This is a genomic window from Pseudoalteromonas sp. NZS100_1, from assembly GCF_015864285.1.
In the GTDB taxonomy this organism is placed as follows: Bacteria; Pseudomonadota; Gammaproteobacteria; order Enterobacterales; family Alteromonadaceae; genus Pseudoalteromonas; species Pseudoalteromonas arctica.
In genome coordinates this window covers 1-19,458 of record NZ_JADYXN010000008.1, presented here as the reverse complement: position 1 = coordinate 19,458, position 19,458 = coordinate 1, and the positions used below count along the sequence as shown (strand labels likewise).

17 protein-coding genes are annotated in these 19,458 nt (G+C 38.7%); 12 read left to right on the top strand and 5 right to left on the bottom strand.

Translation table 11 applies throughout. The features are described 5' to 3' along the window. Position 1 precedes the first annotated feature (1 nt). On the top strand, positions 2–1,219 hold the full coding sequence (gene glp, locus I6F66_RS07520; protein WP_197174998.1) for a gephyrin-like molybdotransferase Glp: 1,218 nt from the start codon (positions 2–4) through the stop codon (positions 1,217–1,219). A 52-nt stretch (positions 1,220–1,271) separates the two neighbouring features. On the opposite strand, the gene I6F66_RS07515 is transcribed toward glp, so the two are convergent. Both I6F66_RS07515 and I6F66_RS07510 read right to left on the bottom strand, forming a co-directional pair. Further along, positions 1,272–1,724: a DUF1311 domain-containing protein gene (locus I6F66_RS07515; RefSeq protein WP_165727747.1), complete on the bottom strand. Its 453-nt coding sequence runs from the start codon at positions 1,722–1,724 to the stop codon at positions 1,272–1,274. Positions 1,725–1,838: 114 nt separating this feature from the next. After that, the gene (locus I6F66_RS07510; protein ID WP_197209025.1) at positions 1,839–3,263 is read right to left on the bottom strand and encodes a sodium-dependent transporter; all 1,425 of its coding nucleotides are present in this window, start codon (positions 3,261–3,263) and stop codon (positions 1,839–1,841) included. 189 nt (positions 3,264–3,452) lie between these two features. Here I6F66_RS07510 and I6F66_RS07505 point away from each other — a divergent pair, with 189 nt between their 5' ends. From I6F66_RS07505 to I6F66_RS07480, 6 genes are all read left to right on the top strand, one after another. Then, complete coding sequence (locus tag I6F66_RS07505; RefSeq protein ID WP_010552536.1) at positions 3,453–3,755, top strand: YciI family protein; 303 nt, start codon at positions 3,453–3,455, stop codon at positions 3,753–3,755. Positions 3,756–3,917: 162 nt separating this feature from the next. Beyond that, positions 3,918–4,175 carry a PepSY domain-containing protein gene (locus I6F66_RS07500; protein WP_002959808.1) on the top strand — a complete coding sequence of 86 codons (258 nt, stop codon included), beginning with the start codon at positions 3,918–3,920 and terminating at the stop codon, positions 4,173–4,175. Positions 4,176–4,178: 3 nt separating this feature from the next. After that, a complete protein-coding gene (locus I6F66_RS07495; protein WP_007375447.1) occupies positions 4,179–4,853 on the top strand; it encodes a response regulator transcription factor in 675 nt (224 codons plus the stop codon). Continuing rightward, entirely contained in the window at positions 4,847–6,184 is a 1,338-nt protein-coding gene (locus I6F66_RS07490) for an ATP-binding protein (RefSeq protein ID WP_007585276.1), read from the top strand. The genes I6F66_RS07495 and I6F66_RS07490 overlap by 7 nt, the downstream gene beginning before the upstream one ends. Further along, the gene (locus I6F66_RS07485) at positions 6,171–6,581 is read left to right on the top strand and encodes a hypothetical protein (RefSeq protein WP_007585278.1); all 411 of its coding nucleotides are present in this window, start codon (positions 6,171–6,173) and stop codon (positions 6,579–6,581) included. Before I6F66_RS07490 ends, I6F66_RS07485 begins: the two co-directional genes overlap by 14 nt. A 125-nt stretch (positions 6,582–6,706) precedes the next feature. After that, positions 6,707–7,789 carry an FAD-dependent oxidoreductase gene (locus tag I6F66_RS07480; protein ID WP_197209024.1) on the top strand — a complete coding sequence of 361 codons (1,083 nt, stop codon included), beginning with the start codon at positions 6,707–6,709 and terminating at the stop codon, positions 7,787–7,789. Between the two features lie 83 nt (positions 7,790–7,872). On the opposite strand, the gene I6F66_RS07475 is transcribed toward I6F66_RS07480, so the two are convergent. Then, on the bottom strand, positions 7,873–8,910 hold the full coding sequence (locus tag I6F66_RS07475; RefSeq protein WP_007585280.1) for an AI-2E family transporter: 1,038 nt from the start codon (positions 8,908–8,910) through the stop codon (positions 7,873–7,875). Between the two features lie 170 nt (positions 8,911–9,080). Here I6F66_RS07475 and I6F66_RS07470 point away from each other — a divergent pair, with 170 nt between their 5' ends. Together I6F66_RS07470 and I6F66_RS07465 are read left to right on the top strand one after the other, a co-directional pair. Next, entirely contained in the window at positions 9,081–9,971 is an 891-nt protein-coding gene (locus I6F66_RS07470) for a TIGR01777 family oxidoreductase (protein WP_197209023.1), read from the top strand. A 354-nt stretch (positions 9,972–10,325) separates the two neighbouring features. Further along, entirely contained in the window at positions 10,326–11,279 is a 954-nt protein-coding gene (locus I6F66_RS07465; RefSeq protein WP_197209022.1) for a GGDEF domain-containing protein, read from the top strand. A gap of 189 nt (positions 11,280–11,468) precedes the next feature. On the opposite strand, the gene I6F66_RS07460 is transcribed toward I6F66_RS07465, so the two are convergent. After that, positions 11,469–14,021 (bottom strand): exo 1,3/1,4-beta-D-glucan glucohydrolase, encoded by a 2,553-nt coding sequence (locus I6F66_RS07460; protein ID WP_197174996.1) that lies wholly within the window; start codon positions 14,019–14,021, stop codon positions 11,469–11,471. After that, positions 14,021–15,295 (bottom strand): sugar MFS transporter, encoded by a 1,275-nt coding sequence (locus I6F66_RS07455; RefSeq protein WP_165721849.1) that lies wholly within the window; start codon positions 15,293–15,295, stop codon positions 14,021–14,023. Before I6F66_RS07455 ends, I6F66_RS07460 begins: the two co-directional genes overlap by 1 nt. A 258-nt stretch (positions 15,296–15,553) precedes the next feature. On the opposite strand from I6F66_RS07455, the gene I6F66_RS07450 reads away from it, so the two are divergent. From I6F66_RS07450 to I6F66_RS07440, 3 genes are all read left to right on the top strand, one after another. After that, positions 15,554–16,882 carry a GH1 family beta-glucosidase gene (locus I6F66_RS07450; protein WP_197209021.1) on the top strand — a complete coding sequence of 443 codons (1,329 nt, stop codon included), beginning with the start codon at positions 15,554–15,556 and terminating at the stop codon, positions 16,880–16,882. Positions 16,883–16,928: 46 nt separating this feature from the next. Continuing rightward, complete coding sequence (locus I6F66_RS07445; RefSeq protein ID WP_024590902.1) at positions 16,929–18,251, top strand: glycoside-pentoside-hexuronide (GPH):cation symporter; 1,323 nt, start codon at positions 16,929–16,931, stop codon at positions 18,249–18,251. Between the two features lie 62 nt (positions 18,252–18,313). Then, positions 18,314–19,318 (top strand): LacI family DNA-binding transcriptional regulator, encoded by a 1,005-nt coding sequence (locus tag I6F66_RS07440; protein ID WP_165726368.1) that lies wholly within the window; start codon positions 18,314–18,316, stop codon positions 19,316–19,318. The last annotated feature ends 140 nt before the right edge of the window (positions 19,319–19,458 follow it).

Sequence of the window (19,458 nt, the reverse complement as noted above, 5' to 3'; positions counted from 1 at the left end):
TATGAACGATGTTTGCAATGCACCCGGTTTATTGCCAATTGAAACTGCAATACAAAATATACTTGGCTCAATAACGCCAGTTAAAGACGTTGAAACCATCACTATAATGCAAAGCGTTGATCGCGTTTTAGCAAGCGATGTTAAATCAACTATAAACGTACCAGCGCATAACAACTCCGCAATGGATGGCTATGCGCTATGTATTTCAGATAAAAGCTTAACCTATACACAAGTAGGTAGCGTGTTTGCGGGGCAAGTTTTTGAAAAAACGCTTACCCCAGGGCAATGCGTAAGAATAATGACCGGCGCAGCCATTGCACCCGGAGCTAACGGGGTTGTAATGCAAGAAAACGCCTCGGTTGATGGCGATAAAATTACGTTTACTGCGCAACCTGAGCTAAATGAAAACGTGCGTTTTGCTGGTGAAGACATTGCAATCGACGATGTTATTTTAAAAGCAGGCGATAAATTAAAAGCCGTTGATGTGGGGTTACTTGCATCTTTGGGAATTGCCAATATAGACGTAGTAAGAAACTTAAAAATAGCCGTACTTTCTACAGGCGATGAGCTAATAGAACCTGGTCAGCCTCTTAAGCAAGGCGCTATTTTTGAAAGCAACCGCGCTGTTATTATTAGTGCGCTGCAACAAAAAAATATAGACGTGATTGATTTAGGAATTATTCCTGATGACAAAGAACTCATCACTAATGCATTTTTAAAAGCGAACGAACTTGCCGATGCCGTAATAAGCTCAGGCGGTGTATCGGTTGGTGAAGCTGACTTTACTAAAGAAGTGCTCAACGAAATTGGCGAAATTCACTTTTGGAAAATAGCCATGAAACCAGGCAAACCTTTTGCCTTTGGTAAACTAGCTAACAGTTACTTTTTTGGCTTGCCAGGTAACCCTGTGTCGGCTGCAGTTACGTTTAATCAGTTAGTAGAGCCGGCACTGCAAAAGCTGTCGGGTCTTGGTGAAGTAAACCCTAAAATGCGTTTTAACGCTGTTACTACATCCGTTATTAAAAAGCGCCCAGGAAGAGCCGACTTTCAACGCGGTACAGCAACAATTAACAAGCAAGGTGACTTGATGGTTGCCCCGTTTAATAAACAGGGCTCGGGTGTACTTTCGTCGCTTAGTAAAGCTAACTGCTTAATTGTAGTGCCAGCACAAAGCGGCAATATCGAAAAAGGCGCAACAGTAAGTATTGAGTTGCTATAAGCCTAAAATGCTACAGCTAACTGTATAATTTAGCTGTAGCGCTATGTAGGTCTTAAAATATTTTTATATTTAATGTTTGAATTAAACAATTTAACTTTTCGCTACGCCCTACAAACTCTTCTTTGCTCAATTTATTAACACACTTTAGCGCATTTTTAGTCGCAAAGTATCTATCATAACTTAGGCTTCTTTCGCATTTAACACTATATGTTGAGGGCCAAGAGCCACCAGCACCTGTTGCTACTCCAACAACATTACATGTAGCATCTATATACTGCTCCCATGCTGATATTTGCGCTTTAACTGCATCAACTTGGTAATCATCAGTTAGTTGCGCGTAAATTTCATCCATCATTTTACTGATTTTAGTTTTGTATCTATTACCCTCTAAATTATAAGTATTGCCGGTGTGCATTGCACCGCCTTCTGGCCAACCATCAGCGCTTTGTGCAAATGCGCCAAATGATGAAATAGCAAAAGCAAACCCAATAATAATTTTATTCATTTTAAATCTCTTTTAATAATTAGACCAGGTACCTGTAACAAATGCCTATAAAAAATGCCGCTGAACTTAGCTCAGCGGCATTATATTATTCAATAAGCTTTTAAAGAGGTCTATTTAAAAACCAAATATTTTTAAATCAAAAAACTTAGTCGCTACGGTATTTATAAATATCACAGCTAAAATAACTGGAATAAACGTTGAAAGTGAAAAGTTAACGTATTTTTCCATCAAGCTTCCAGCATAATTAGGCGAGCCTAAACTTAGCTCTTGCGTTAAGCGTGCTTTTTTCCAGCGGTACATTACAAACAAACACACCATTAAGCCATTAAGCGGTAAAATTGTATCGTAAAATACATCAACAATAATATCAAAAAAGCTCTTATTCGCGCCGCCATAACTGGTGAAAGATGTAAGGCTGTCGATCATACCAAACGACATCGTACATAAAATAGTAAGCACACCGGTTGAAAGTGTAAGAATACCCAATGCTTTTTTACGGCTAATACCTTTACGATCACTTAGTGTTGCTGTCGGTACTTCTACTATTGAAACAAGTGAAGTAATCGCTGCAAAAAATACTAATAAAAAGAATGAGAACGCAACAACAGAGGCACCTACATAACCAATATCATTTTGCAGTGCTAATAATATTTTAGGTAAGTATACAAAAATCATTGATACAGACGAGTCAGAAAGTGCTGATGGATCTGTGTTTGGATCAAAGCTAAATATCGCAGGCAGCACCATTAGGCCCGCTACAAATGCAACGAGTGAGTCCGTAATAGCGACCATTTTAGCGCTACTTACAATGTCATCTTTTTTAGAAATGTATGACGCGTAAGTCATTAATATACCCATACCCAGCGATAGCGAGAAAAACGCTTGGCTTAATGCGCCATTAAGTACACTTGCACTCATCTTAGAAAAATCAGGAATAATGTAGTATTTAACACCGGCCATTGCATTATCAAGCGTTAATACATAAGTAACTAAGGCAAGTAGCATGAAAAGTAAGGCTGGCATTAAAAATTTAGCGGCTTTTTCTATGCCTTGTTTAACACCACCTAACAAAATTAAGTTAACAATAATAACCACAACGGCCATATAGCCAAACACAGTGTAACTATTAATAAAAACACCAAAGTGGCCAGGATCTGCAAGTAAATCTAAATTACCGAGGCCTGTTTGCGTTAAGTAACCAAAAATCCAAACTGTAATTACCATATAAAACACAGCAATCATAAATGGTGTAAGCACCGCTAAAAAACCTGCTAGCTTCCATTTTTTATCGTTATTAGATAATAGCTTGTACGAACCAAGTGGATCTTTTTGAGCGTTACGACCCATTGCCATTTCAGCCATCATGACTGGTAAACAAATGAACACGACAAATAAAGCGTAAATTAATAAGAATGCGCCACCACCATTTTTGGTAGCAGAAACCGGAAAACCAACTAAATTACCAATACCAACAGCCGAACCTGCCGCTGCCATTATGAATCCGAGACGGGAACTAAATCGTTCTCTATTTTCGCTCATGCATAAAACCTTTTTATTATTTTGTATATTTCAGCGACTCTACCAGTGTTACACAGATATTTTCAAGCAATTACAGCTTAAAAATAAAATCGAAGTGTAAACCTGTGTAAATACGCTTTTAATTCACCAATTTTCAACGCTGTGGTAGTATTGCGTTAATCAAATTTAACAATTTTTATGAGATTCCTTATGTTGTACATGATTCACTCAACAGACGTTGAAAACAGCTTAGAGCTTAGAAAAGCAGCACGCCCGGCACATTTAGCACGCCTTAGTGAGCTTGATTCACAAAACCGTTTATTAACTGCGGGTCCGTTTCCGGCAGTCGATAGTGAAGATCCTCAAGAAGCAGGTTTTACCGGTTCATTAGTTGTTGCTGAGTTTGAATCAATAGAAGCAGCTCGAGAGTGGGCAGCAGCTGACCCTTACGTTGCCGCTGGCATCTATGAAAATACAATTGTTAAACCTTTCAAAAAAGTGTTCCCTGCTTAAAAGTGTATTAAACCCTAAGAGCGTGTGTTGCACTGTAATTCAGGGTTTGTTCACAAGATTTTAATTAAAATTACTGAGATAAAAGCGAATTTAGCGTTTTTACTTGAATTTTAGTAACTTAGTTAATTAAACTAAGTGGGTCTGGTCTAGGAGTTTTCCATTATGCGCGTATTATTAAGCCTCGGTTTTATTGCTTGTGTTAGCTTAGCTAACTTTGCTCAAGCAGCGACGGCCACCCAAGCATCTCATGCTGAGGTGGACAAAAAGAAAGCCGTAATACTTGCAAAGAAAACAATAGGCGGTAAGACCTTAAAAATTACCGAAAAAACAGATTTTTATACCGTACGAATACTCAAATCTGACGGCCACGTCGTTGATTTACATATAAATAAAAAAACCGGCGAAGTGAAAAAGGATTAACAAATGCGAATTTTAGTTATTGAAGACGATTTACATTTAGCAGATAACCTACGTAATGCTTTAGAAAAAGAACGTTACAGCGTGGATTTATGTCACGATGGTGAAGCAGGTCTTTTCCACATTACAGAATACCCGCTTGATATGGCCGTAGTTGATTTAGGTTTACCTAAAATAGACGGTATTGAGCTAATCAATAAAGCACGAGCACAAGGCATTACTATCCCTATTTTAATATTAACAGCGCGCGATCGCTGGCAGGATAAAGTAGAAGGTTTAGATGCAGGTGCAGATGACTACCTTACAAAACCATTTCATGTTGAAGAACTTATTGCACGTTGTAATGCATTAATTCGTCGCAGTGCTGGTAAAGCAAATCCAGAAATGACTGCGGGTCCAATTAAAATTCATACACGTTCACAACAAGTATGGGTTGATGATAAAGAACTTAGCCTTACAGCTTACGAATATAAAGTACTTGAATACTTAATGGTAAATCCGCAAAAAGTAATTTCTAAATCAGAACTTACTGAGCATATTTACGACCAAGATTTTGACCTTGATTCAAACGTAATTGAGGTATTTGTACTACGTTTGCGTAAAAAGCTTGATCCAGAAGGCGTACTAAACCCAGTAGAGACACTACGTGGGCGTGGTTACAGGCTTAAAAGCCAGTGGTAATACCGCAAATATCGTTAAAAATAAGGCAAGGATTTATCCTTGTCTTTGTTTTATTAGTCGCACTCCCTATCTTATTTTATTCAATTGGCAAAGCGTATTACGCTTCACTTGTTGATGCGACAGAAAAAACCCTCGAGGCACAGCTCTACTCGCTAATATCTGAAGTCGACTTTACTGAGCATGGTATTATTATGCCCAGCACTATTTTAGCGCCTGAGTTAAACAGATTAAATTCAGACACCTACGCAATGATTTACCGCGATGATGACCCTGTTTGGAACTCAGAATCGGCTGTAAATTTAAACTATGTACCAGAGCAAATAGAAACCAAAGCCGGTGCCGCCGACTTCAGGCGCGTGGAGTATAATAATACCGCGTACTGGCAACTTAGCCTGACTGTAATTTTAAACAACATAGATCAATCAGAACAAGCTCGCTTTATATTAGTCAAACGTAACGACGCTCTACTTCGTATAATGGATGGCTTTAAGCAAACCCTTGTAGATTGGATGTTTATCATGGGGATTGCAATTGCAGGCCTAATGGCGATTGGTTTCATTTGGAGCGCTCGCCCACTCCAACGACTCGATAAAGAGATAAAAGCGATTGAATCGGGTGATATTCAAGAAATTAAAGGCCTCTACCCTGTAGAGCTGCAAACAATAAAAGCAGACCTAAACTTGCTACTTGAGTCGCAACAGCGCCAAAAAGAGCGCTACAGAGCCTCATTAAGCGACCTTGCTCATGCACTTAAAACACCGCTTGCAGTACTAAAATCAAGTCCATTGGCAAACGATGCCGATGCACAAGAACAACTCGACCGAATTAATGTGATGATCGAGCACCAATTAAAGCGTGCTGCAACCGGTGCATCAGACACGTGGAAAAAGCAAACACCTATTAAGCCTGTACTTGATTCAATACTCAGTGCTATGGCAAAAGTATACCGTGATAAAGATATTATTTTTACCTGCACCGTAACCGAAAAAGATTACTTTCTAGGTGACCAAACAGATTTAATGGAATTACTCGGTAACTTGATTGATAACGCCTGTAAAGCGTGTCGCTCGCAAGTAGAAATACAAGTAATCCAAAGTAAAACTCTGTGTATTGGAATTAGCGATGATGGCCCTGGTGTGCCAGAGGATAAACGTGAATCTTTACTTACACGTGGTACTCGCCTCGATACATACGAAAGCGGACACGGCGTAGGCATGGCGATTGTATCTGATTTAGTTAAGTCGTATAACGGGACACTTACCATTACCGATGCTGATAACTTAGCCGGCGCTCAATTTATCTTAGAGTTTAATTACAATGACAAAAAGTAACTATTTATTAAAACTTACTGCCATTGTGCTATTAACTACAAGCCAGTACAGCTTTGCAGATGAGGCATGTACTTTAGCCGCTAAAGCAACAACCGATGAAGCTAAGCGGTATATTCAATGCCTAGATAGCCAGATTGATAAAGCAAAGCAAGCACAAGGCAGTTGGATACAAAAGCGCAAATATGAGCTAACTAAATCACAAGAAAGCACAGGCAATACGCAAGTATTACCGTTATTTATGCGCAGCATTAAAAATAACGAAAAGTACCTTGAGAGTGCCTGCCAATGGCGTTACTTAATAAAACTTCCTAATGCGACAACAGCAGCCATTAGCTATAAACTCTGTGAAATTGAGCTTATAAATCAATTTACAGAATCACTAAAACACCCATTTTAACGTAACTTAAAGCACACTAAACTAGTTACGTTTATCTACTCGTTCCCTTTAGCCTACTTGACAATTTATTCATATCAAAACAAACTACCTACTAGTAGATTGCTAAATAGCTAATAGGTAAACAAATGACTAAACCAGTAATAATTATAGGTGGCGGACTGGCCGGCTTATACAGTGCGTATAAATTACAACTGCTTAATATTGAGTACTTATTACTGGAAGCTAAATCGCAATTAGGCGGCCGAATTTTTGCTGCGCAATCACCAATAAATAACGATGTTAGTTTTGATTTGGGTCCTACGTGGATATTTCCTCACCAACCAAAAATCCAAGCTTTAGTAAAGTCACTCCACTTAAGTATATTTGAGCAATACAACAAAGGTGATGTGTTATATCAAGCACCTAACGCCAAGAAGCCTCAACAAATTGCAGGTGCTGGAGATATGCAGTTATTTAGGCTTAAACACGGCATGAATACCTTAATAACTGCCTTATACGAGCAACTTAATCCTGATTCAGTGTTATTGGAACACAATGTCACTGAGCTTAAAAAAGGTGATAATAACTGGCAAATTACGGTTAATCACTTAGGTAATATAAAGCACCTTACTACTGAAAAACTAATTTCAGCTATTCCTGCTCGTATGGTTACAACACACTTAACACCTGAACTATGGGCTACTCCAACGCTCATAAACCGCCTTAGTAGTGTACCTACATGGATGGCAGGACAAGCCAAATTTATAGCTACTTTTGAACATGCATTTTGGCGTGATAAAAACTTATCAGGACAATGCTTTAGTCGCGTAGGCCCAATGGTCGAAATTCACGATGCCAGTGCTGAAGATGGCAATTACGCCGCATTATTTGGCTTTATAGGTGTGCCGTACTTATCAAGAAACCAAGTAACTACAGAGCAATTAATTCAAGCCTGTGCCCAGCAGCTTAGCTATTTTTATGGTAAGGATGCTGAAAAGGCAACGGGATACTTTATTAAAGACTGGGCAGACGATAAGTTTGTAGCGAATAGAGACGATCAAACTCAACCTTCGCAGCACCCAGAATTTGATTTTTCAAGCTTAGATGAGCAATTAAATAACTTGAACATTCATTTTGTAGCGAGTGAGTTTGCAAAACAAGAAGCAGGATATTTAGAAGGCGCAATAAACGCAGTTGATGAAGCTATCAATTCGTTTACTGATCAATAGCCGAACACTCAATAACTAGTATTAGTAACCGAGTATTTAACTATCAAAGGCCATAATTTTACAGCCCTTGATAGTTATAGATGTTAGTTATTTTTAGCAACGTCTTCGCCACTGCCTAGCAAGGTGGCAACCCACTTACCTTCAGCACTGGCTTCTAAGCCTATTTTTACAATCATAGTTAATGGCACAGATAAAAGCATACCCACAGTACCTAATAACCAGCCCCAAAATATTAATGATAAAAATACCACTAGCGTTGAAAGACCCAGCCCTTTGCCCAAAAACTTAGGCTCTACAATATTGCCCATCACCGTATTTATTGTTAAATAGCCTGCAGCAACCAATCCCGCAATTAACGGACCTTGAGTAATAAGCGCAAGTAATACAGCCGGTACAGCCGCAATAATTGACCCAATATTAGGAATGTAATTGAACATAAATGCCAATACCCCCCACAGCACAAAGTAGTCAACGTCTAAAATCCATAAGTAAAACGCAGCAATAATACCCGTACCTAAACTTACTAGCGTTTTAATTGCCAGATATGAATTAATAGACTCTAAAAAGCGGTCAATTTGCTTCATTTTGCTATCGGGATCTTCAAGTGCCATATGTATTTTTTTGCTCAGCATTGGCCCTTCAAACAACATAAAAACAACGGTTAAAATAATTAAAAACATGTTTGCCATTACGCCACCTAAACCGGTGAGCATATTAGTGGCTACATCAACCATTTTACCTGGGTCGAACATATTGATTAACTGCTCTTTATTAATCAGTATGTTGTATTGAGATGCTAAATCTACAAGCCATACAAATTCTTCTTTGAGTTGTGTTTTATACTCAGGAAGTTGCTGCGAAAAATCGTTTATTGATTGCCCTACAAGCCCGCCAAGGCTTACACCTAAGCCAACTATGATAAGCACTACCAACATAACAGCAATGCCTTTAGGAATTCGGTAGCGCGCAAAAAACTTGATAAGCGGATTACAAATAATGGCAATAAACGCCGCCAAAATAAACGGAATAATAATTACACTTGCCGCTTTTATCCCCGCGAGTACGACCACTAAGGAAGCAAAAACTATTAAGCTTTTATTTACTCCAGTTAAACTTGCCAATTTATTAATCCTTTTATTAATGATATGGCTTTAGTGTAAGGCAAAAGGTAATTAAATGAAATAATTACGAAGTGATCATAAAAGCCTGTTTTACGTATAAATTTGCAAAGCTGTTTGCTAGCGAGTATGTTTTTTAATCACTTGCTACTATTTTATTGTAAGGATTAATAATGCATATATTTGTTACTGGCGCGACGGGATTAATTGGTAAGCACTTATGCCCTTTTTTACTTCATCATAATACTGTTACTGTGCTTAGCCGAAATCCGACTAAAGCAAACGTATTATTGGGCCATAAAGTTAAAGCCGTAAGCAATGTCAATGCAGTAGATTTTAACACTGTTGATATTGTTATTAATTTAGCTGGCGAACCTATTGTAAATAAACGCTGGAGCGACAAACAAAAGCAAATAATACGCGACAGCCGTATTGGTGTTACACAACAAATTAGTGAAGCTATTAAAGCTTGTAGCACTGCCCCGCATACTTATATATCTGGAAGCGCCGTTGGGTTTTATGGTCGACAAAATAGTAACCCTATTGATGAAACTTTTGAAAACCCACACGACGAATTTAGCCACCAGCTTTGTAAAGACTGGGAAAATGCAGCGCTACTCGCGCAATCAGAACACACCAGAGTGTGCCTTTTGCGCACGGGTATTGTTTTAGCTAAAAAAGGTGGAGCATTAAGTAAAATGCTCCCTGCCTTTAAATTGTGTTTAGGCGGCCCAATTGGTAATGGCGAGCAAGGAATGTCGTGGATACACATCGACGATATGATTCAGCTAATACTCTTTATTATTAAGCATCCAGAAATATCTGGCCCTGTTAACGCAACTGCGCCAAATCCTGTAAGCAACGCTCAATTTAGTAAAAGCTTAGGCGAGGCGTTATCGCGACCTGCATTTATCCCTATGCCAACCGTAGTGCTTAAATTATTAATGGGTGAAATGTCAGACTTACTAACAACAGGACAATTTGTAGTCCCTAAAAAGGCACTCGTTCATAATTATCGTTTTCATCATCCTGATATTAAATCAGCTTTAGAGAGTTTGGTTTAGCGGGCGTTAATAATTCTTGAGGTAAAATATAAAAATTGAAAAAGCAATCCTTTTAACTGAATTGACCTTTTCTTATTAATACATAATAATTACAACAGTTAGTTAAATATATATTTCATCATTTTATAATAAAGAGAATAAATCATGTTTCATTTGCCTACTGTGATCTTCTTCTCTTTTATCCTTAACTTGTTCATAAGCTTATTTTTCCTCTCAATTTATAAATATAAAAAACAAACATCTTTTTTATTATTTGGTTTAGCCTGTGCCACATTCGCATTAGCCGAAATACTGGCATGTTTGCGCTTATTCATAGATCTACCTTTAATAACCCACTATTTAGCTAGTGTTTCAATGATAACTAGCCCACTCTTAATTGTTATTGGACTATATAAGTACAAAAACGTACAAAATATTAGCTTAATGCCTCTTTACTGCATATTTGGTTTTTCTAGCTTATTGTTATTGGCAATTTATCCTTTCGGTGCAGCAAAAATGCTAACGAGTTTAGTAATTGCCGGATTATTTATTTACACAGCGTATTTAATCAAAAGCATGAGCTTTGTTGCTAAAGCCCAGAAAAAGGCGTTAATTACCTGCTTTTTAGTGCACAGTGGAGTTATGTTTTTAAATGCTATATTTCTATCAATACCGGTACTTAGTTCGAGTATTCAAGATGTAGCAACCCCTTTGCAAATTGTGCTTATTAGTCATTTACTATTAGCCACACTGAGTGCTCTTATACTGCCATTTTTGTTATTTTCTAATAGTGAATATACGCTATCGAACCTTGCCAATACCGACTCTCTTACACAGTTATTTAATCGCAGAGGTTTCTTTAATAACGCCAAAGCAGTCCTTAAACAACCTAATAACAATGATATAAATGTATCTATAATTATTCTAGATATCGACTTTTTTAAGCATGTAAACGATAAGTACGGCCACGACACGGGCGATCAAGCAATTAAATGGATTGCGCAGCACATAAAAGAGCAATTTATTGATGAGGGTATTTGCGCCAGAATAGGCGGTGAAGAATTTGCAATATTACTACCAGACTATTCCCTACGAGCAGCTAAAGAATATGCAGAGCACTTACGTGAAAATATTTCTAAGCATCCGTTTTATTATCAAAACGCGCATATAAAACTATCTGTGAGCGCGGGAGTGAGTCACTCTGTAAATGGTAAAATGAGTGTAAAAGACTTACTGTCGTTGGCTGATAAACGCCTTTATCTTGCTAAAGAAACCGGCAGAGATAAAGTAGTTAGCTTTGACGAAAAAAACCTCTTAATGCAGTGTTAATTATTTTACAAGCTATTATAAAAAAGGTTCTTCCTATAAAAACGTGGTAACCCTTTGTATTTATAGCGACTTGTTCTTTTTTAGTTATATCAATTAGCTCAAGTATTTATGCAGGTTAGTATTAATCCTCTACATAAAAAAAGCCCTTCATTCGAAGGGCTTTGGTATACACACAATAGAGTTAATAAACTACTTACAAGACAGTGTAGCTTCGCCTGCCTTATTTGGCACAAACTGAATATTAGCCACAGAAATTGATGCTTTACCATTGCTGCGTAAGCTAAATGGGCTTGTTAGGTTTGCAAAATTAACACCCTTATCAGCAAAACAACCTAAATCGATTGATACTGACTGCCATTTATTCTCAATGGTTTTATCCACTACGTTTGCTAAATCAATGCTTGCACCACATTCACCCGAGCAAGTCATAGCAAGTGCTATATCGCTCGTTAGTGCTTCGTTTAATTTAATATCAAAACTAATCACACTATCGGCTTCAACGTAGGCAATGGTATCTTCTGCAAAGCTTGTTACTATTTCAGCACTGGCTTTTTCTGCACCGCTAAAGTTAAATTGGCGCGCGTCTTCTTGTACTATTTTGTCCTCAGTTCGGTATTTAATTGCACCAAATTCATGTGTACTACTCGATACATCTAAAAGCTCATCGCCCGATTTTAACAATAAGCGCCATGGCGCTACAGGTGCACCAACAAGTATATCCATACTCGTAAGCCCTGAGTTATCAAGTTTAGAGTCTTCATCAAGGTCGTCAGCTAGCACGTTTTTATCGCCGTACGTTAAACCAAAACCATAAGGAAGTAATGGGTCGTAATTTTCATCGCCTTTATTAACCGCAGTTTGTACCGCTGATTTAGGCCAAGAAAACGATAATTTACCTTTAAAGTTATTTTGAATGGTGCCGTCTGCCGCTTTTAATAAAACATCAGCAATACCTGCGCCTTCTGTACCTGGCAACCATGCAGCTACAAACGCGTCAGATGCGTTAAGTTCACTGTTCACCCACATAGGTCGACCTGATATAAACACCGATACAACAGGAATACCTTGCTCTTTTAGCGAGTTTAAAAGTGCTAATGACTTTTTATTTCCGCGCTCAAACTCTAGGTTATCTTTATCGCCGTGCCCTTCTGCGTAAGGTTCTTCACCAAATACAACAATAGCAACATCAGGACGCTGTTCAAACGTACCATCAGCACTTAAAGTAACACTTCCACCTGCTGCAGATATTTGTTCTTCAAGCCCTTTGTAAATTGACGTTGCTCCAGGGAAATCAGCATTTTTATTATTAGTCCCCTGCCACGTAATACTCCAACCACCCGACTGTTTACCTATATTATCAGCACCATCACCTGCAACAAGTACGCGTTGATTAGCTTCGATAGGTAATAGGTTATTTTTATTTTTAAGTAATACAAGCGATTCGCGCACAGCTTGACGTGCGACTTCGCGATGCTCTTGCGCGCCAATAAGTTCTGTTTTACCCGAGTAAAGACGCTTAGCCGGGCTTGGTTTATCAAATAAACCAGCGCGAAGTTTTACGCGTAATATTCTGCTCACTGCATCATCAATACGCGACATACTAATTTCGCCTGACTTAACTTGCGCAATTGTATTGTTATAAAGAGGCTTCCAGGCACCTGTTGGCACCATAAATATATCAAGGCCTGCATTAACGGCTTGTGCACAACTTTCGTTAGTACAGCCTTCAATTTGCCCATGACCATTCCAATCGCCCACTACAAAACCATCAAAACCCATACGTGTTTTTAATACATCTGTAAGTAAGTATTTATTGCCGTGATTTTTAACGCCATTCCAGCTATTAAAAGACGCCATAACCGATTGGCTACCCGCCGACAAACCACCAACATAACCTTGGGCATGAATATCAAATAGCGATTGTTCGCTATCTATATTATTTCCCTGATCATCCCCATCAACGGTGCCGCCATCGCCAATAAAGTGCTTAACCGTGCTAATAACACGCTTATCACTTAAAAAGTCGCCATCGGCTTTACCTTGCAATCCATTTACAATCGCTGCTGAGTAATCGTGAACAATCTTTGGATCTTCAGAGTAGCCTTCGTACGTTCTGCCCCAGCGATCGTCGCGCACTACGGCAACTGTGGGTGCAAATACCCAATCAATACCCGTAGCCATTACTTCTACTGCGGTAATAGACGCTATTTGCTCTATTAAATCTGGGTTATTAGCCGCGCCTAAACCAATGTTATGTGGAAAAAGCGTCGCGCCAATTACGTTATTATGACCATGTACTGCATCGGTGCCCCACATAGTTGGGATACTACTGCCATCAAGTGAGTCATCAACAGAAGCTTGATAAAAGCTCTCTGCTAAGGCTACCCAGTCCATTGGTGTTGCGTGTTTGTCGCCATTAGGGAATGCACCACCGCCATTAAGATATGAACCAAAGCCATATTTACGCATGTCTTCAACGGTAATATCACGAATTTCTGGCTGAATCATTTGAGCAACCTTTTGCTCAAGTGTCATTGCTTTTAAATAGTTAACTATTTTAGCTTCAATATCGGCATCTTTTTTAACAGCAATATTAAGTTTTGGCCAAATTTGCGCTGTTTTAGATAACGTTTCATTACTTTCAACCGATGTCACTGCGTCGTTTGAACAAGCCGATAAAGTACCTACTGATGCAATTAATGTTGCTAAGGCTATTTTATTAAGTGTAAAAGGGGTTTTCATTATAGAGTCTCCTGCGCTTGAACTGGTTTGCTACCGCTTAAACCATAGAACACGATAAATATGTAACATAAAATAGGTAAAACATACGAAAGTTGAACACCCACACTATCAGCAAGTGCACCTTGTAAAAGTGGCACTATTGCACCACCTACAATCGCCAAACACAAAATACCAGAGCCTTGAGCGGTATGCTTACCAAGCCCATTTAACGCTAAACTAAAAATAGTGGGGAACATAATAGAATTGAATAAACCAACCAATAGTATTGACCACATTGCTAATTGACCTGACGTGCTCATGGCAATAACGACTAAGATAATAGCCATGGTCGCGTTAAAGCCAAGTACTTTACCAGCGGGTAATTTTTGCATTACAGCAGCACCAATAAAACGCCCAACCATAGCACCACCAAAATAATAAGTGATGTAATGAGCTGCAGCATGCTCTTTTAGTCCTGCAATATGTTCTTGCGCTAAAAAGCTTACTAAAAAGCTACCAATTGCCACTTCTGCGCCAACATACATAAATATACCCACAGCACCTAATGTTAGGTGACGGTATTGCCATGCACTGCCTTCAATTTTTTCTGAGTTTTTAGCCGCTTCTTTTTGCTCGCTCATAATGTCTGGTAATTTAAGCCATGCAAAAATACCGGCTAGTAAAATAAGCATTGCAGCTAAAAGGAGGTAAGGAAGTTGAACTGACTCTGCATTTTGTGCAGGTGTTAAAAAGGCTTCTGACGCTGAGTCCAGAATTAACAGAGCACCAAATGATGGCGCAACCGTAGTACCTAACGCGTTAAAAGCTTGAGTAAGCGTTAAACGAGACGACGCTGTTTTTGCTGAACCCAACAAACTTACATAAGGATTTGCAGATACTTGTAATAACGTTATGCCACTGGCAAGTACAAATAAAGCGAATAAAAATACAGGATAACTATGTAAAGACGCTGCTGGGTAAAATAAGACACACCCTACTGCCGCAATTAAAAGCCCAACCACGATTCCTTTTTTATAACCAAGCTTTTTAACAATGTGTCCACTAGGGAGTGACATTAAAAAGTAAGCGCCAAAAAAGCAAAACTGCACAAGCATTGCTTGTACATACGTTAAATCGAAAACCGCTTTTAAATGCGGAATCAAAATATCATTTAAGCAAGTAATAAAACCCCACATAAAAAACAGTGAAGTTAAAGATGTAAGTGCAAAACCATAGTTTTTATCTTGGTGGTTTTGCGACTGTGTGTGTGATGTCAGTGGTGCTGAACTAGCCATGTGCTCTCCGCAATTTATTATTATAAATTGATCTTCAGTAAGTAATTAATACAAACCCCGCTAAGGCGCAGTATTTAAGAGTTGACCTGAAGATTAATTAACATTAATCTAAAAATGTAAGCGCTTTCACAGCTAATTAAATACGAACATGTTACATATTTCAACAACTTTTATTTTTAATAATGCTTTGTACCCGCTGAAAGTCAGTAAAAATAAGCGCTAAGCGTGCAATTAAGTTCTCAAAAAGGTTTGTAACCAATGACAAAAATATCATTACCATTTAATTCACCTCTATTAACAAAAGACTTTGTTTATGGTGTAGCTACAGCATCATTTCAGATAGAGGGCGGATATGAGCATCGCTTACCGTGTATTTGGGATACCTTTTGTAGTACTGCAGGTAAAATTGCTGACAATTCACATGGTCATATTGCCTGCGATCATTACAATAATTGGCAACAAGACATAGATTTAATAGAGTCTCTAGGTGTTGATGCATACAGGCTTTCTATTTCATGGCCTCGCGTGATGACTCAAGACGGAAAGTTAAATCCTGTAGGCGTTAAGTTTTATACTGATATTTTAGATGAGCTAAAACGAAAAAATATAAAAGCCTTTGTTACTTTGTACCACTGGGATTTACCGCAACACCTTGAAGATGAAGGCGGCTGGCTCAACAGAAAAACAGCTTATGCATTTGAGCAATACGTAGAACTAATTACTAACGCATTTGGAACACGAGTGTATTCGTACGCTACATTAAACGAACCCTTTTGCAGCGCGTTTTTAGGTTACGAAATTGGCATACATGCCCCAGGTCTAGTAGGCAAGCAGTATGGTAAAAAAGCAGCTCATCACTTACTACTCGCTCATGGTCTGGCTATGAGCGTGCTAAATAAAACATCGCCTAATACTAAAAACGGCATTGTGCTTAACTTTACACCCGCATATCCACTTACCGATAATCTACAAGACATAGACAGTGCCAAATACGCTGATGACTACTTAAATCAGTGGTACATGAAACCAATAATGGATGGTAAATACCCGGATATAATTAACCAACTACCAAGCGATCATTTACCAGACATACACCCTGGTGATATGGAATTAATTTCTCAGCCAATTGATTACTTAGGCATTAACTTTTATACCCGCCAAATTTATAAAGCGCACCCTACTGACATTTATGAACCCATTGCACCTACAGGTCCGTTGACTGATATGGGATGGGAAGTTTATCCGCAATCGTTCACCGACCTGCTCGTATCGCTTAACAAAACATACACCCTACCGCCTATTTATATAACAGAAAATGGCGCAGCCATGCCCGATACATATAATAATGGTGAAGTTAACGACTTAGATCGTTTAAATTACTATAATGATCACTTAAATGCGGTTCATAATGCGATTGAACAAGGTGTTGTTATACATGGCTACTTTGCTTGGAGCTTAATGGATAACTTTGAGTGGGCAGAAGGTTATTTAAAACGTTTTGGTATTGTGTATGTAGATTATAAGACGCAGCAACGCACCATTAAAAATAGTGGCTTAGCTTATAAAGAGCTCATCTCTAAAAGATAAAAGTATACCCATAACTAAAAACAAGTATAAAGCGGGATAAATAATCATGGTCAGTGTAAAAGAAAAAATAGCGTATGGCTTAGGCGACACCGCCAGTAATATTATTTTTCAAACAGTTATGATGTTTTTAATGCTGTACTACACAGACGTAGTGGGTTTATCGCCTGCTGTTGTAGGTACTATGTTTTTAGCAGTGCGTATTTTTGATGCCGTAACCGACCCATTAATGGGTAACCTTGCTGACAAAACACATACGCGCTGGGGGCACTTTCGCCCCTACTTACTTTGGCTTGCCCTCCCTTTTGCCATTATTAGTATTTTAGCGTTCACTACGCCCGATTTAGAAGGCACCGATAAAATAATTTATGCCTTTACTACTTACACTCTGCTTATGGTTGTCTACACCGCTATCAATATTCCTTATTGTGCATTGGGCGGCGTACTTACGGCTGATGTAAAGGAGCGCGTGACTATTCAGTCTTACCGGTTTGTATTTGGTATGTTAGGCGGCGTTATAGTAGCGGGTTGTACTATGCCAATGGTTGAGTATTTTGGCCAAGGCGATGCAGCAAAGGGCTATCAATACACAATGACTGCAATGAGCATTTTAGGCTTTGTACTGTTTTTACTTTGTTTTTTAGGCACAAAAGAGCGTATACAACAGCCTAAAGAGCAAAACATTCCTTTTGCCCAAAGTGTTAAAGCATTAATTAAAAACGATCAATGGCGAACACTTTGCTTAGCTGCATTCTTTTTACTTACCGGGCAAGTATTAAGGCTTACGCTTGCTGTTTACTACGTAAAATACTATTTAGGTCGAGACGATTTAATCACCTTATTTATGACGCTAGGTGTTGCAGCCAGCATGGTAGGTTGTGCTTTAGCTCAACCACTCGCAAAGCGCTTTTGTAAAATAAAGGCCTATATAAGCTTACAAGTTATTGCCGCCGCTATTTGTGGTTTTAGTTACTTTATTAGTAAAGATCAATTAGTACTCGCATTTACTGCCTTTATTTTATGGAAATTCTTTTTAGATATGGCAACCCCGTTGTTGTGGGCAAAAATGGCCGACACCATAGATTACGGGCATGAAAAAACAGGTGTACGCATTACGGGTTTAGTTTATTCAGGCGTCATATTTTTTATTAAAATGGGCGTAGCTGTAGGCGGCGCAATTGCAGGCTGGTTATTATCTTTTTACAGTTATCAGGCCGATGCAGTACAAACTCTTGATACCCAACACGGTATTTTACTGTCATTCACTGTACTACCTGCTTTTGGCTCATTATTTGTTGCCTACATAATGAAAAAATATACACTGACTAATCAGGTTGTTGAAAATATTCAATCTAAACTAACAGCTAGTTAAGATATATACTCTAAGGTATTATTTAGCCGAAGTAGTTAAGGATAAGCGAGTGAACAAATAACATGGCAACAATTTATCAAGTCTCAGAGCTTGCGGGCGTATCGTTAGCCACCGTTTCTCGCGTGATGAACAAAAATACCCGTGTAAGCGATAAAACTAAACAAAAAGTGCTTGATGCTATGGCGCAGCTTGGCTACAAGCCTAATTCAATAGCGCAATCTTTAGCCTCTAACTGTACTAACAGTGTCGGTATTTTAGTGTCTGAGTTACATGGTCCTTTCTTTGCCCAAATGATGGCAGGCATTGAGTCGGAGCTTCGTGCTGCGGGTAAACACGTTATTATTACTACCGGACACAGTGAAGAAGACAAAGAACAAGAAGGCATTGAGTTTTTAATTAGCAGACGCTGCGATGCCATTATTTTGCACGTAGAAGCCGTCTCAGACGACTACCTAATAAAACTAAGCCAAGGCTCTACACCCGTTTATTTAATGAGCCGTTACGTAGAGCAACTAAAAGACAACTGTATCAGTCTAGATAATCAATTAGGTGGTTACCTAGCCACTAAATCTATATTAAATCAAGGCCATACACAAATAGCGTATATTGCAGGCCCGCAGTTTAAAGCCGATGCATTTAATAGACTTGAAGGTCACAAACAAGCGCTTACAGAGGCTGGTGTTAAATTTGATCCTACGCTTTTTTATATTGGCGACTTTAACGAAACTGGCGGTAGTAAAGGCTTAAAACATTTTATTGATGAAAAACTTAGCTTTACTGCACTGGTATGCGCCAATGACGAAATGGCCTCCGGTGCTATGAAGTATGCACGAGAGCACGGTTATAACTTACCAATTGATTTATCGATTGTTGGATTTGATAACGTTATTTTTGCAAACTACCTATACCCTACACTCACGACCATAGATAATCCGGTCGGGAAAATGGGCGAAATGGCAGCTAAATTAGTGCTTAAAGACGTATATCAAAATAAAAACCTCGTTATAAATCGCTTTTTTGAACCTACTTTAATGCAGCGCGATTCATCAGCACCACTTATTAAATAAAAACTAAAGGCTAAAGGCTAAAAACGAGTACTGATTTTGGTACAAAAAAAGCGGCTAAATGCCTAATGCCAGTCAGTTAAGCTGACTGGCATTTTTCTTTTTATGGGGATACTTAGATGGTTTTGGCTTAACCCATCGGG